Raw genomic sequence first — 13,665 nt, 5'->3', positions numbered from 1 at the left:
GCCATGACAGACAAAAAAGTTGTCGTCTTCGACTACGGCTTCGGGAACGTGCGCTCCGCCGAGCGCGCCCTCGCCCGCGCGGGCGCCGACGTCGAGATCACCCGCGACTTCGACACGGCGATGAACGCCGACGGCCTCCTCGTACCCGGCGTGGGCGCCTTCGCCGCCTGCATGAAGGGGCTGAAGGAGGCGCGCGGCGACTGGATCGTCGGGCGCCGGCTGTCCGGCGGGCGGCCCGTGATGGGCATCTGCGTCGGCATGCAGATCCTCTTCGCGCGCGGCATCGAGCACGGTGTCGAGGCCGAGGGCCTCGACGAGTGGCCCGGCGTCGTCGAACCGCTCAAGGCCGACGTCGTCCCGCACATGGGCTGGAACACCGTCGACGCACCCCAGGACAGCGAGCTGTTCGCGGGCGTCGGCGGCGACGAGCGCTTCTACTTCGTGCACTCGTACGCCGTCCAGCACTGGGAGATGGAGGTCAAGAACCCCCACATCCGTGCCCCCAAGGTCACCTGGTCGACCCACGGCGAGCCCTTCGTGGCCGCCGTCGAGAACGGCGCGCTGTGGGCGACGCAGTTCCACCCCGAGAAGTCCGGCGACGCCGGAGCCCAGCTGCTGAAGAACTGGATCGGAACCCTCTGATGGCTCCCAAGCTCGAACTCCTTCCCGCCGTCGACGTCCGCGACGGGCAGGCGGTCCGCCTCGTCCACGGCGAGTCCGGCTCCGAGACCTCCTACGGCTCCCCGCTGGAGGCCGCCCTCGCCTGGCAGAACTCCGGCGCCGAGTGGCTGCACCTGGTCGACCTCGACGCCGCGTTCGGCACCGGTGACAACCGCGCGCTGATCCGCGAGGTCAGCCGGGCCATGGACATCAAGGTCGAGCTGTCCGGCGGCATCCGCGACGACGACACGCTCGCCGCCGCCCTCGCCACCGGCTGCACCCGCGTCAACCTCGGCACCGCCGCCCTGGAGACCCCCGAGTGGGTCGCGAAGGTCATCGCCGAGCACGGCGACAAGATCGCCGTCGGCCTCGACGTGCGCGGCACGACGCTGCGCGGGCGCGGCTGGACCCGCGACGGCGGCGACCTCTACGAGACGCTGGCGCGCCTCGACTCCGAAGGCTGCGCGCGCTATGTCGTCACCGACATCGCCAAGGACGGCACGCTCCAGGGCCCGAACCTGGAACTCCTGAAGAACGTCTGCGCGGCCACCGACCGCCCGGTCGTGGCCTCGGGCGGCGTCTCCTCCCTGGACGACCTGCGCGCCATCGCCGAGCTCGTGCCGCTGGGCGTCGAGGGCTCCATCGTCGGCAAGGCGCTGTACGCCAAGGCGTTCACGCTGGAGGAAGCGCTGGAGGCGGTCTCCGTATGAGCGGCGCCGTCCGCCGGACCCAGTCCGGGGCCCCCTGGGAGGAGGCCTTCGGGTACGCCCGTGCCGTCGAACTCCCCAACGGGCTCGTCCTCGTCTCCGGCTGCACCTCCGTCGTCAACGGCGTGATCGCCGAGGGCGGCCCGTACGAGCAGACGAAGAACGCCTTCAACGTGGCGCTCGCGGCCCTTGCCGAGCTGGGTCTCGGTGCCGACGACGTCGTGCGCACCCGCATGTACCTCACCCACGCGCGCGACGTGGACGAGGTCGGCCGGGCCCACAAGGAACTGTTCGACACCGTCCGGCCCGCCGCGTCCATGCTGATCATCTCCGGCTTCGTCGACCCGTCGCTGGTCGTGGAGGTCGAGGTCGAGGCGTTCCGCCCGCAGGCAGGAGAAGCGCAGTGAGCCTCGCGGTACGCGTCATCCCGTGTCTCGACGTGGACAACGGGCGGGTCGTCAAGGGCGTCAACTTCCAGAACCTGCGCGACGCGGGTGATCCCGTCGAGATGGCCAAGGTGTACGACGCCGAGGGCGCCGACGAGCTGACGTTCCTGGACATCACCGCCTCGTCCGGCAACCGGGAGACCACCTACGACGTGGTGCGGCGCACCGCCGAGCAGGTCTTCATCCCGCTCACCGTGGGCGGCGGTGTGCGCACTGCCGAGGACGTGGACAAGCTGCTGCGCGCCGGGGCCGACAAGGTGGGCGTCAACACGGCCGCCATCGCGCGGCCCGAGCTGATCCGGGAGATCGCCGAGCGGTTCGGGCGACAGGTGCTGGTTCTCTCCGTGGACGCTCGGCGTACCGAGTCCGGCGCCTTCGAGGTGACCACGCACGGGGGGCGGCGGTCCGCCGGGATCGATGCCGTGGAGTGGGCGCATCAGGCTGCCGAGTTGGGGGCCGGGGAGATTCTGCTCAACTCGATGGACGCCGACGGCACCAAGGACGGGTACGACCTGGAGATGATCTCGGCCGTACGCAAGCACGTGTCCGTGCCGGTGATCGCCTCGGGGGGCGCCGGGCGCCTGGAGCATTTCGCGCCGGCCGTCGCGGCGGGCGCCGATGCCGTGCTGGCGGCGTCGGTCTTCCATTTCGGAGATCTGCGCATCGGACAGGTCAAGTCCTCCTTGCGCGAGGCGGGTTGCCCGGTTCGGTGACCTCTGGCGGGGCCGGGGTTGCTTGCGCAGTTCCCCGCGCCCCTGATGGGTCGTCTTTCGGGCGCGCCACCGTCGTGGCTGGTCGCGCAGTTCCCCGCGCCCCTAAAACCAGTTCGTCACGCGCGGCCCGGTGGCCGCTTCTCGCGCAGTTCCCCGCGCCCCTGAGATGCGCACTTCGTGCGCCATCTCATCAGGAGAGGCGCGCCATCGCCGCCCCATCAGGAGAGGCGCGCCATCGCCGCCCCATCAGGAGAGGCGCGCCATCGCCGCCCCATCAGGAGAGGCGCGCCACCGCCGCCCCATCAGGAGAGGCGCGCCACCGCTGCCCCCATCGGGAGGCGCGCGAAGCGCAGCCTCAAGGGGAGGCGGCGCGAAGCGCCTGCCTCAGGGGCGCGGGGAACTGCGCGAGAAGCGGCCACCGGGCCGCGGTCGAAGTACGACCCAGGGGCGCGGGGAACTGCGCGACCAGCCACGACGGTGGCGCGCCTTACTGACGGACCGGTGATTTTGCCGATGCGGAGTGGGGGGTTCCCGGGGGAAGTTGGGGCTGTCCATGACAGTGGCGGTGCCTCGGGACGACGGTGCCGCCTCCCCGAGAGGAACACGTCGTGCACAAGCTCCGAAACCGCCTCATCCGCACGGGCCTGGCCGCACTGCTCGCGCTCGGCGGCCTCGCCACATCCCAGGCCGTGACCGCCCAGGCCGCGGACAACCCCTACGAACGCGGCCCGGCCCCGACCCAGTCCAGCATCGAGGCCTCCCGCGGTTCCTACGCGGTCTCCCAGACCACCGTGTCCTCCCTGAGCGTCAGCGGCTTCGGCGGCGGCACCATCTACTACCCGACGTCGACGGCCGACGGCACCTTCGGCGCCGTCGCGATCTCCCCGGGCTACACCGCGTACCAGTCGTCGATCGCCTGGCTCGGCCCGCGCCTGGCCTCGCAGGGCTTCGTCGTGTTCACCATCGACACCAACACCACGCTCGACCAGCCCGACAGCCGCGGCCGCCAACTCCTCGCCGCACTCGACTACTTGACCCAGACGAGCTCGGTCCGCACCCGGATCGACACCACCCGGCTCGGCGTCATGGGCCACTCCATGGGCGGCGGCGGCACGCTGGAGGCCGCCAAGAGCCGCCCCTCGCTCCAGGCGGCCATCCCGCTGACCGGCTGGAACACGGACAAGACCTGGCCCGAGATCCAGACCCCCACGCTCGTGGTGGGCGCCGACGGTGACACCGTCGCGCCGGTCGCCACGCACTCCGAGCCGTTCTACACCAGTCTGCCCAGCTCGCTGGACAAGGCGTACCTGGAGCTGCGGGGCGCCACCCACTTCACCCCGAACTCCTCCAACACCACGATCGCCAAGTACTCCATCTCGTGGCTGAAGCGGTTCATCGACAACGACACCCGGTACGAGCAGTTCCTCTGCCCGCTGCCGAGCGCGAGCCTCACGATCGCGGAGTACCGGGGCAACTGCCCGCACACGTCCTGACGTTCCGCGCGTGCTGTGCGGGGACACAGTGTCCCCAGGTGCCGGTTGGGTTCGCGCCCAACCGGCACTGCGCACGGCACGGATCCCGCCTAGCGTGGTCCGGGTGACCGGCATGAGCGTGCTGTTGCTGACCGCCGCCGCGTACGAGGCCGACCCCGAGGGCCCCGGCGCCGACGCGGGCCTCGTGCTGCGGGCCGCGGCGAGCGCCGGACTCGGCGCACCCGACCTCGACGCCGCCGCACGCGCGGGCCTGACCCGCGACACCGCCGGACGGCTGCGCCTTCCGGACCCGCGCGCCCGGTACGCGGCGGAGCCACCCGCCCGCCGCAGGGCGGCGCACCGCCTGCTGGCCGCAGCCGCCACGGGGGAGCGGCAGCGGCCGGCAGGTCTGCTGCACCGGGCACTCGCGACGCCGTACCCGGACGAACGGCTCGGCGCCGAACTCGCCGCCGCCGCGGCGGAGCCGGGCCCGCCCGCGGGGGAGCGGGCCACGGCGCTCGCCCTCGCCGCCGGGCTCGCGTCCGACCCGGCGGTGCGGGCCGCCCGCCTGGTCGCGGCGGCCGACCGCTACCGGCGCGCGGGCCGCCCGGCCAAGGCCCGCGAACTCCTCGACCGGGCCGCCGAGTCGGCGGCCCCCGACCCCGTACGCGGACAGGCCGCGCTGGTCCACGGGCTGCTCGCCCTGCGCGACGGACCCGTGGCCGACGCCCGCGAGTCCCTGCTCCTCGCCGCCGGGCACGGCGCCCCCGGACCGGCCCTCGACGCCCGGCTCGCGGCGGCGGAGGCGGCCTGGGCGCTCGGCGACGCCGAGGGGTACCGGGAAGTCGTCGGCGTCCAGGGCATCCCGCCGGGACCCGGCGCCGTCCTCGACTACCGGCTCGGCATGTCCGCCTCGCTCGGCGAACGTTTCCTGGCCGGACGGGCCGCCCTGGCCCGCGTCGTCGAACAGGCCGCGCGCGGACCGGAGGGCGAGCCGGACGCGCTGCTGCGCGCCGGGGCCGCCGCCCTCGTCGCCGGACAGGTCGAGGCCGCCTGCCGGATCGGCAGCAGGGCGCTGGCCGCCGCCCGCGCCCAGGACGCGGCGCCCGAGGTGCCCCGCGCCCTGGAACTGCTCGCGTACGGCGAACTGCGCTCGGGGCGGCACGCCCGCGCCCGGGCCCACGCCGAGGAGGGCCTGCGCACCGCCCGCGCCGGCGGCCAGCGCAACCTCGTGGCGGGCCAGCACGCCATCCTCGCCCTGGTCGCCTCGCTGGACAGCGACGCCGCCCTCGTCGCCCGGCACGCCGCGGCCGCCCAGCACATCGCCGACCGGCACGGCCTCGTCCAGACCGCGACGCTCGCCCAGTGGGCGCTCGCCCGCGCCGACCTGGCCCGCGGCCGGGCCGCCGAGGCGACGGCCCGGCTCGCCCCGCTGACCGGCGCCGGGCCTCGGTGCGGCCACTTCGCGGTGCGGATGCTCGCCGTGCCCTGCCTCGTGGAGGCGGCGGCGTCGGCGGGCGAGCCCGGCGGGGCCCGCGAGGCCGTCGCCGAGTTCGCCGTCTGGACCGAGCGCGGCTACGACCCGCAGGCCCCGGCCCAGCTCGCCCGCTGCCAGGCCCTCCTCGACCCCTCCGACGACGGCTTCGGCGAGGCCCTGGCCCGCCACGACCGCACGGGCGGCGGCGACTTCGAACGGGCCCGCACCGCCGCCCTGTACGGCAAGTGGCTGCGCCGCACCCGCCGTCCGGCCCGCGCCCGGGTGCTGCTGCGCGACGCCCTGGTCGCCTTCGAGCGGTGCGGCGCGGCGGTCTGGGCCGCACAGACGGCGGCCGAACTGCGGGCCACGGGCGAGGCGCCCCGCTCCGGTCAACCGTGCGCGGAACTCGCCGAGTTGACCCCGCAGCAACTGCGCATCGCGCACTGCGTCGCCGAGGGCGACACCAACCGTGAGGTCGCCCGCCGCCTCTCGGTGAGCCCGCGCACCGTGGACCACCACCTGCGCAACGTCTTCGCCCAGCTGGGCGTGCGCTCCCGCGTCGAACTGGCCCGGCTCGTGCACCGCGCGGAACGCCCCGCCACCGCCTCCTGACGGGCCCGGCGCCACCTCCCGTCCGGCCCCCGCCGCCGGACGTCACACCCCGCTCCCCACATCCCCGTACGGCATCGTTTCCTTCCGGGGGCTGGAGACCGACTGGACGGTATGTCATTCTGCGGGCCCGGGGCGGAGCGGCCGCGCCCCGGCGCGAGCCGAACCGTGGAGGACCGATGCCCGCGCACCTCGTACGCCCCAAGCCCGTCACCACGCCCGCCGCGGTCGGAGTGCTGCGCCGCGCGGCGCTCCCGCTGCTGGGCCGGCTGCCCGTGCTCACCGACCGGCTGGTGGCGGAACTGGCGGAGCGGGAACCGGCCTACCGGGCCGCGATCGAGACCGACCCCGTCGCGGTGCGCCAGGAGGTGCAGCGCTCGCTGCGGCACAGCGTCGACTCGCTCCTCGACCCGGCCCGCTCCCGCACGGCCGCCCGCGCCTGCTCCGCCCGGATCGGTGCCGAACGCGCCGCCGACGGACTGCCGCTCGACGCCGTCCTGCACGCCTTCCGGCTGGGCGGCGCCCTGATCTGGCAGGCCTTGGTCGACGAGGTCACGGTCCAGCGGCCCGAGGACGCCCACCTCCTGGTCCATCTCGCCGCCGACGTACGGGGGTTCGTCGACGAGCACTGCGCCTGTGTGGCCGACGCCTACCGGCAGGCCGAGCACGAACTGAGCTGGCGGCGCGACAACCGGCGCCGCCTGATGACCGCCGCCCTCCTCGACGGGTCCACCCGTATCGCCGATCTGCCCGCGGCCGCCGCCGAGTTGGGCCTGCCCGAGCAGGGCCGGTACGCGGTCGTGCTCGTCGCGGGCGCGGGACCGGGCGCACCGCCCGCGCCGCCCGGCGAACCGCGGGCGGTGTGGCACACGGGCCCCGACGGGCGGCGCGGCATCGTCCCCCTCGCGGACCGGACCGGCGCCCAGCTCGCCGCCGCCTGCCGTGCGACGACGGACCGTGTCCCGGGGCTGCGGATCGGGGTCAGTCCCGCCGTCGAAGGGCTCGCCGCGGTCGGCGCCGCCCGGCGGCTCGCCGAGACCGCCCTGCGCATCTGCCCCGCGACCGGCGGCACGGTGCTCCTCGACGACGAACTGCCCGCCGCCCTCGTCGCCGCGGCCCCCGGGCTCGGCCGGCTCCTCGCCGACCGGGTGCTCGGCCCGCTGCTCGCCCTGCCGCCCGCCGACCGCGACGTCCTGCTCGACACGCTGACCGTCTGGCTGGACTGCGACGGCTCCGCGCAGCGTGCCGCGGCCCGCCTCTACTGCCACCGCAACACCGTGCTCAACCGCCTGCGCCGCTGCGAACAGCTGACCGCCCGCAGCCTGACCCGCCCGGCCGACCTGGTGGAACTCGGGCTGGCCCTGAGCGCGTACCGCCTGCGCCGCCCTTGAGTGGCGCCCCTGGGCGGCGATCCGCAGAAGCGCGAAGGATCTGTTGCGCAATTTTCGTTGCGCAATATTTCTTTCGTATCTAGAGTCGTGGCATGACCGAGTCACGCCGCATCGCGGATCTCGCCACCCTCAAAGCCTTCGGCCACCCCCTGCGCATGCGGCTCTACGGAGCCCTGAAGCTGCGCGGGACCGCCACCGCCTCGCAGCTCGCGGACGACCTGGACGACGACACCGCCGTCTCCCTGGTCAGCTACCACCTGCGCAAGCTCGCCGAGCACGGGCTGATCGAGGAGGCCGAGCGCGCGGGCGGCGACGCGCGGGAGCGCTGGTGGCAGGCCGCGCAGGAGTCACTGCGCATCGACAGCAAGGACTTCCGCGACACTCCCGAGGGCGCCGCCGCGCACACCGCCCTGTCCCGCGTCATGTACGACCACCGCCGCGACGCCTACCTGCGCTTCCTGGAACAGCGCGCGGGCTGGAGCCCCGAGTGGCAGGACGCGCACGACAGCTCCGACTTCATGGCCCGGCTCACCCCCGACGAACTCAAGGCGCTCACCGCCGAGTTGCACGCGGTCGTCGCCCGGTACGAGAAGCACGGCAGGACCGCGGACCCCGAGGGCCGCGAGACGGTCGGCGTCCACCTGTACGCGTTCCCGATGAGAGGCTGACCGCGATGGCCGTCGACCCGCTCACCGCCCGGCGCCGCTACAGCGCGGTGTCGTTCCTGTTCTGGCTGCCCATCGGCCTCTGCGTCCCCGTACAGGTGCTGCTGCTGACCGAGCGCGGCGTGTCCCTGTCGGCCGTCGCCGCCCTCTTCGCCGTGCACTCCCTGACGGCCGCCGCCCTCGAACTGCCCACCGGGGGACTCTCCGACGTCCTCGGCCGCCGCGCCGTCCTCGCCGCGTCCGGCGTGCTCGTCACCGTCGCCCTCGCCCTGACCGCGTTCGGCACCGCCGTCTGGATCCTGGCCCTGGCCATGGCGCTCAAGGGCGCCGCCCGCGCCCTCAACAGCGGCCCCGCCGAAGCCTGGTACGTCGACACCGTGCACGCCCACGAAGGCCCCGACGCCGAACTGCGCACCGGCCTCGCCCGCGGCGGCGCCGCCGGAGCCGCCGCGCTCGCCCTCGGCACCCTGTGCGGCGGCCTCGGCCCCTGGCTGCTCGACCGCGACGGCCGCCTCGAAGCGGCCACCGGCCTGCCCGCGCTCGCCGTCCCGCTGCTGCTCGGCGCGCTCATCAGCGCCCTCTACGTCGGCTACGTCCTGTTCGCCCTGCCCGAACCCCCGCGCCCGCCCGCCACCCTGCGCGGCGTCCTCGCCGGGATCCCCGGCGCCATCGCCTCCGGCGTCCGCCATGCCGGCCGGGACGCCCTGGTGCGCCGCGTCGTGCTGACCGCCGCCGCCGTCGGCAGCGCGCTCGGCGTCGTCGAACTGCTCACCCCCGGCCGCGCCGCCGACCTCACCGGCAGCGCCGACGGCGGCGCCGTGCTGTACGCGGTGCTCGCCTGCGCCGGATTCTGCGGCACCGCCCTCGGCAACCGCCTCGCCCCGCTCGCCGCCCGCATCGCGGGTAGCGGCGAACGGGCCGTCCTGCTCGGGGAGTTCACCGCCGTCCTCGGTGTCGCGCTGCTCTGCGCCATCGCGGCGACCGACCTCGTCGTCCTGGCCGCGCTCGGCTATCTCCTGGTCTACGTGGGCATCGGCGCGGCGAGCCCCAGCGTCAACGATTTCCTGCACCGCCGCACCGACAGCTCGGGGCGCGCCACGGCCCTGTCCGTGCAGTCCCTCGCCCTGCAACTCGCCGGAGCCTGCGGCGGCTTGGTGGCGGGCGCCCTGCCCGCCGGGGCGGCGGCCTGGTTGCCCGGACTGCTCGGCCTGACGGCGGGCGCACTGCTGTGGACCCGCCGCGCACCGGCCGCAACTCCTGCGGCGAGCAAGGCAGTTGGCCAGGAGGCCGTTACAGCCCCAGCGCCTTCGTCTCGGTGAGCCGGTCCACCGCCGCCTTGTCGCCCTCCAGCTGCACGTCCGCCGCGTCCTGCCGGCCGAACGCGAACATCAGCAGTTCGGCCGGCTCGCCGGTGACCGTGACCACCGGAGCACCCTTGTGGGCCACCGCCGTCTGCCCGTCGGGCCGCCGCAGCACGAGCCCCACCGGCGCCTTGCGGCCCATCATCCGGGCCATCCGCTCCAGGCGGGACCAGAGCGCCTCCGAGAAGACCGGGTCCAGCTCACGCGGCGACCAGTCGGGCTGCGCCCGGCGCACGTCCTCCGTGTGGACATAGAACTCCACCGCGTTCGACGCCTCGTCGACCTGCTTCAGGGAGAAGGGCGAGAAACGCGGCGGACCGGTCCTGATCAGCTGGATCAGCTCTTCGTAGGGCTTCTCCGCGAACTCCGCCTGGATCCGGTCCAGACGCGGCGCGAGCTGCTTGATGAGGAGCCCGCCCGCCGCGTCGGGGCGCCGCTCGCGCACCACGACATGGGCCGCGAGATCACGGGCGGTCCAGCCCTCGCACAGGGTGGGAGCGTCCGGGCCCGCCGCCTCCAGCAGGTCCGCGAGAAGAAGCCGTTCACGCTTGGCATGGGTCGACATGGCCGCCAGCCTACGACCGGCCCCGCCGTCCGGACAGTGGACGCCGACAGAAGACATATATGCGGCGCGGCACAATGGCAGGTATGACCCCCCAGCAACAGCCGAGCAACCTCGACCCGGCCATCGCCGCCCGCCTCAAGCGCAGCGCCGACGGCCTGGTGCCCGCCATCGCCCAGCAGTACGACACCGGCGAGGTGCTGATGCTCGGCTGGATGGACGACGAGGCGCTGCACCGCACCCTCACCACGGGCCGCTGCACCTACTGGTCGCGCAGCCGCCGGGAGTACTGGGTCAAGGGCGACACCTCAGGACACTTCCAGCACGTGAAGTCCGTCGCGCTCGACTGCGACGCCGACACCGTGCTCGTCAAGGTCGACCAGGTCGGCGCCGCCTGCCACACCGGCGCGCGGACCTGCTTCGACGCCGACGTCCTCCCCGTCACCCAGTAAGGTCGGCCGCCATGGATCTCGAGACCTTCCGCAAGCTGGCGACCGACCGCCGAGTGATCCCCGTCAGCCGCAAGCTCCTCGCGGACGGCGACACCCCCGTCGGCCTGTACCGCAAGCTCGCCGCCGAACGGCCCGGCACCTTCCTCCTGGAGTCCGCGGAGAACGGCCGGTCGTGGTCCCGCTACTCCTTCGTCGGCGTCCGCTCCGCCGGCACGCTCACCGAGCGCGACGGACAGGCCCACTGGCTGGGCACCCCGCCCGTCGGCGTCCCCGTCGACGGCGACCCGCTCGCCGCCCTGCGCGCCACCGTCGAGACCCTGCACACCCCGCGCTACGACGGCCTGCCCCCGTTCACCGGCGGCATGGTCGGCTACCTCGGCTACGACATCGTGCGCCGCCTGGAGAAGATCGGCCCCGGCGAGCGCGACGATCTCGAGCTCCCCGAGCTGACGATGCTGCTCACCAGCGACCTCGCCGTGCTCGACCACTGGGACGGCTCCGTCCTGCTGATCGCCAACGCGATCAACCACAACGACCTCGACACCGGAGTCGACGAGGCCTACGCCGACGCCGTCGCCCGGCTCGACGCCATGGAGGCCGACCTCGGCAAGCCCGCCGACTCCGCCCCCGCCGCACTGCCGCCCTCCGAACTCCCCGAGTTCACCGCACTGTGGGGCGGCGAGCAGTACCAGGACGCCGTCGACGACATCAAGGAGCGCATCCGCGCGGGCGAGGCCTTCCAGGTCGTCCCCTCCCAGCGCTTCGAAACCCCGTGCACGGCAAGCGCGTTGGACGTCTACCGCGTGCTGCGGGCCACGAACCCGTCCCCGTACATGTACCTCTTCCGCTTCGACGGCTTCGACGTCGTCGGGTCCTCCCCGGAGGCCCTGGTCAAGGTCGAGGACGGCCGCGCCATGGTCCACCCCATCGCCGGCACCCGCCCGCGCGGCGCCACCCCGCAGGCCGACCAGAGCTACGCCGACGAGCTCATCGCCGACCCCAAGGAGCGCGCCGAGCACCTGATGCTCGTCGACCTCGGCCGCAACGACCTGGGCCGCGTCTGCGAACCCGGCTCCGTCGAGGTCGTCGACTTCATGTCCATCGAGCGGTACTCCCACGTCATGCACATCGTGTCCACCGTGACCGGCACCGTCGCCGAGGACCGCACCGCCTTCGACGTGCTCACCGCCTGCTTCCCCGCGGGCACCCTCTCCGGCGCGCCCAAGCCCCGCGCGATGCAGATCATCGACGAGCTGGAGCCCTCGCGCCGCGGCCTCTACGGCGGCTGCGTCGGCTACCTCGACTTCGCCGGGGACTCCGACACCGCCATCGCCATCCGCACCGCCCTGCTGCGCGACGGCACCGCCTACGTCCAGGCGGGCGCCGGCGTCGTCGCCGACTCCGACCCCGTCGCCGAGGACACCGAGTGCCGCAACAAGGCCGCGGCCGTGCTCCGCGCGGTGCACACGGCGAACAGGCTCGGCGCGCACACAGTGTGACGTGACGCACGCCTCCCGCCCGAAAGGCCCCTCCACCTGTACACAGGGGCGATAGTGGAGTACGTGACTGCCGTACCGCACCCCCGTACCGAAGCCGAGACCGGCCCCGCCGCAAGGCGTGGCCGGCGCAGCCTCGCCGTCGCGCTGCTCTTCGGGGCCCTCGGCGCCGCGGTCGCGCTGCTCGCCTCCCGCCAGGAGTGGTGCTCGGGCGTCGCGGCCGTCGCCGGCGGCGACCTGAAGCTCTCCGCCAAGGGCAGCGACGTGACCGGCGTCCCCGCCGCCCTGGCCATCGTGGGCCTCGCCGCGCTCGTCGCCGTGTTCGCCGTACGCCGCGCGGGCCGCTTCCTGGTCGCCGCGCTGCTCGCCCTGTCCGGCGCGGGCGCCGTCGCCGCCGCCGTGCTCGGCGCGGACGACAGCTCCGCCCTCGACGACAAGGCGGCCCAGGCATCCGGCAACGCGGCGACCACCATCGACGCGCTCACCCACACCGCCTGGCCCTACGTCGCGGCGGGCGGCGGCGCCCTCATCCTGATCGCCGGAGTCCTCGCCGTGATCTACGGCGCGGCCTGGCCCTCGATGGGCGGCCGCTACGAGCGCTCCGGCGCCCCCCGGGCCCGGAAGCCGAAGGCCGTCGACCCGGACCGCCCCGAGGACCTGTGGAAGGCCCTGGACCGCGGCGAGGACCCGACGGGCGCCTGAGGGCCCGTCCACCAACCCCCCCCGTGCCGGGGCCGCGCAACGGTACGGGACAATGAGCGCAAGCAGCCTGAGCAACGCGCTGGTCAGCTAAGAGAATTACGCAACGAGGAGCAAGCCATGGCGGACAGCAGCCACGGACACACCCCGGCCGCCTGGACCGGTGTCATCATCGCCTTCATCGGCTTCATCGTCGCGGGCGCCTTCATGGTGATGGGCAGCATCGTCGGCTTCTGGGCCGGCATGGCCCTGCTCGCCCTCGCCGCGGTCGTCGGCGGCGCGATGCACGTCGCGGGCCTCGGCAAGCCGCGCCGCGCCGAGCTGAAGCTGAACACCCAGGCCTCGGAGGCCTGAGCCACGCACACCCCGAAGGGGCGGCCGGCGACACGGTCGCCGGCCGCCCCTTCGTGTCGCCGACAGGCGGAGGGCACCCCTCCGGGGCAGAATTCACGGGTGACCGTCGAGACGACCGACACCGCGCCCGCGACCGCCCACGACCGACCCGGCCTCCTGCGCCGCACCGCGGTACCGCTGGGCCTCCTCGGCGGCGTCGCGGCGGCCTTCGCCTACGTCGGCACCGTCGACCCCAACCAGCCCGGCCACTACCCGGCCTGCCCGCTGCTCCAGGTCTTCGGGATCTACTGCCCCGGCTGCGGCGGCCTGCGCAGCGCCCACGCGATCGTGCACGGCGACCTCACGGCGGCGCTCGGCGCCAACGCCCTCGCCGTCGCCGGCTACGTCCTCTTCGCCGTGGGCTGGACCGTGTGGGCCGTACGGGCCGCCCGGGGCCTGCGGGGCGCGCCGTTCGGCCTCAGGCCCGGACGTACGCACCTGTGGGCGCTCGGCGCCGTCGTGCTCGTCTTCACGGTTGTCCGGAACCTGCCCCTGGGTGGCTTCCTGCACCCTTGATCATCCGTAACTGTCCAGGTAGTGGGACCATCGTCAACCGGATGCG

Annotated in this window: 15 protein-coding genes and 1 CRISPR repeat array; of the genes, 14 read left to right on the top strand and 1 reads right to left on the bottom strand. The window is 74.2% G+C overall.

Features of this window, described 5'->3' with window-relative positions; translation table 11 throughout:
• Nucleotides 1–3 precede the first annotated feature (3 nt).
• The 9 genes from hisH to K377_RS04130 all read left to right on the top strand — a co-directional run bounded on the left by hisH (nucleotide 4) and on the right by K377_RS04130 (nucleotide 9,459).
• The gene (hisH, locus tag K377_RS04170; protein ID WP_111661757.1) at nucleotides 4–642 is read left to right on the top strand and encodes an imidazole glycerol phosphate synthase subunit HisH; all 639 of its coding nucleotides are present in this window, start codon (nucleotides 4–6) and stop codon (nucleotides 640–642) included.
• The gene (gene priA / locus K377_RS04165) at nucleotides 642–1,370 is read left to right on the top strand and encodes a bifunctional 1-(5-phosphoribosyl)-5-((5-phosphoribosylamino)methylideneamino)imidazole-4-carboxamide isomerase/phosphoribosylanthranilate isomerase PriA (RefSeq protein ID WP_111661756.1); all 729 of its coding nucleotides are present in this window, start codon (nucleotides 642–644) and stop codon (nucleotides 1,368–1,370) included. The genes hisH and priA overlap by 1 nt, the downstream gene beginning before the upstream one ends.
• Nucleotides 1,367–1,774 (top strand): Rid family hydrolase, encoded by a 408-nt coding sequence (locus K377_RS04160; protein WP_111661755.1) that lies wholly within the window; start codon nucleotides 1,367–1,369, stop codon nucleotides 1,772–1,774. The genes priA and K377_RS04160 overlap by 4 nt, the downstream gene beginning before the upstream one ends.
• Nucleotides 1,771–2,526 carry an imidazole glycerol phosphate synthase subunit HisF gene (hisF, locus tag K377_RS04155; protein ID WP_111661754.1) on the top strand — a complete coding sequence of 252 codons (756 nt, stop codon included), beginning with the start codon at nucleotides 1,771–1,773 and terminating at the stop codon, nucleotides 2,524–2,526. Before K377_RS04160 ends, hisF begins: the two co-directional genes overlap by 4 nt.
• 17 nt (nucleotides 2,527–2,543) lie before the next feature.
• Nucleotides 2,544–2,691: a CRISPR direct-repeat array (repeat unit 20 nt; unit sequence GCGCAGTTCCCCGCGCCCCT).
• Between the two features lie 443 nt (nucleotides 2,692–3,134).
• Nucleotides 3,135–4,019: a dienelactone hydrolase family protein gene (locus K377_RS04150; RefSeq protein ID WP_181512473.1), complete on the top strand. Its 885-nt coding sequence runs from the start codon at nucleotides 3,135–3,137 to the stop codon at nucleotides 4,017–4,019.
• Nucleotides 4,020–4,131: 112 nt separating this feature from the next.
• Nucleotides 4,132–6,087, top strand: a complete 1,956-nt coding sequence (locus K377_RS04145; RefSeq protein ID WP_111662169.1) for a helix-turn-helix transcriptional regulator — start codon at nucleotides 4,132–4,134, stop codon at nucleotides 6,085–6,087.
• 176 nt (nucleotides 6,088–6,263) lie between these two features.
• Entirely contained in the window at nucleotides 6,264–7,475 is a 1,212-nt protein-coding gene (locus K377_RS04140; RefSeq protein WP_111661752.1) for a CdaR family transcriptional regulator, read from the top strand.
• Between the two features lie 92 nt (nucleotides 7,476–7,567).
• Nucleotides 7,568–8,143, top strand: a complete 576-nt coding sequence (locus K377_RS04135) for a helix-turn-helix domain-containing protein (RefSeq protein WP_111661751.1) — start codon at nucleotides 7,568–7,570, stop codon at nucleotides 8,141–8,143.
• Between the two features lie 5 nt (nucleotides 8,144–8,148).
• Entirely contained in the window at nucleotides 8,149–9,459 is a 1,311-nt protein-coding gene (locus tag K377_RS04130; RefSeq protein ID WP_111661750.1) for an MFS transporter, read from the top strand.
• Here K377_RS04130 and K377_RS04125 read toward each other — a convergent pair.
• Nucleotides 9,431–10,066, bottom strand: coding sequence for a TIGR03085 family metal-binding protein (locus tag K377_RS04125; RefSeq protein ID WP_111661749.1), 636 nt, complete (start codon nucleotides 10,064–10,066; stop codon nucleotides 9,431–9,433). The two genes, K377_RS04130 and K377_RS04125, sit on opposite strands and share 29 nt — an antisense overlap.
• Nucleotides 10,067–10,140: 74 nt before the next feature.
• Here K377_RS04125 and hisI point away from each other — a divergent pair, with 74 nt between their 5' ends.
• The 5 genes from hisI to K377_RS04100 all read left to right on the top strand — a co-directional run bounded on the left by hisI (nucleotide 10,141) and on the right by K377_RS04100 (nucleotide 13,619).
• Complete coding sequence (gene hisI, locus K377_RS04120; RefSeq protein WP_375605902.1) at nucleotides 10,141–10,515, top strand: phosphoribosyl-AMP cyclohydrolase; 375 nt, start codon at nucleotides 10,141–10,143, stop codon at nucleotides 10,513–10,515.
• Between the two features lie 11 nt (nucleotides 10,516–10,526).
• Nucleotides 10,527–12,014, top strand: a complete 1,488-nt coding sequence (locus K377_RS04115; protein WP_111661747.1) for an anthranilate synthase component I — start codon at nucleotides 10,527–10,529, stop codon at nucleotides 12,012–12,014.
• A gap of 54 nt (nucleotides 12,015–12,068) precedes the next feature.
• The gene (locus K377_RS04110; protein ID WP_111661746.1) at nucleotides 12,069–12,713 is read left to right on the top strand and encodes a TIGR02234 family membrane protein; all 645 of its coding nucleotides are present in this window, start codon (nucleotides 12,069–12,071) and stop codon (nucleotides 12,711–12,713) included.
• Between the two features lie 117 nt (nucleotides 12,714–12,830).
• Nucleotides 12,831–13,064 (top strand): HGxxPAAW family protein, encoded by a 234-nt coding sequence (locus K377_RS04105; RefSeq protein ID WP_111661745.1) that lies wholly within the window; start codon nucleotides 12,831–12,833, stop codon nucleotides 13,062–13,064.
• A 99-nt stretch (nucleotides 13,065–13,163) separates the two neighbouring features.
• Nucleotides 13,164–13,619, top strand: coding sequence for a DUF2752 domain-containing protein (locus K377_RS04100; RefSeq protein ID WP_111661744.1), 456 nt, complete (start codon nucleotides 13,164–13,166; stop codon nucleotides 13,617–13,619).
• Nucleotides 13,620–13,665: the final 46 nt, after the last annotated feature.

This window comes from Streptomyces sp. PsTaAH-137, from assembly GCF_003259365.1.
GTDB lineage: Bacteria > Actinomycetota > Actinomycetes > Streptomycetales > Streptomycetaceae > Streptomyces.
Note: the sequence above shows the minus strand (reverse complement) of the source record. Positions and strands in the feature narration are given on the sequence as shown.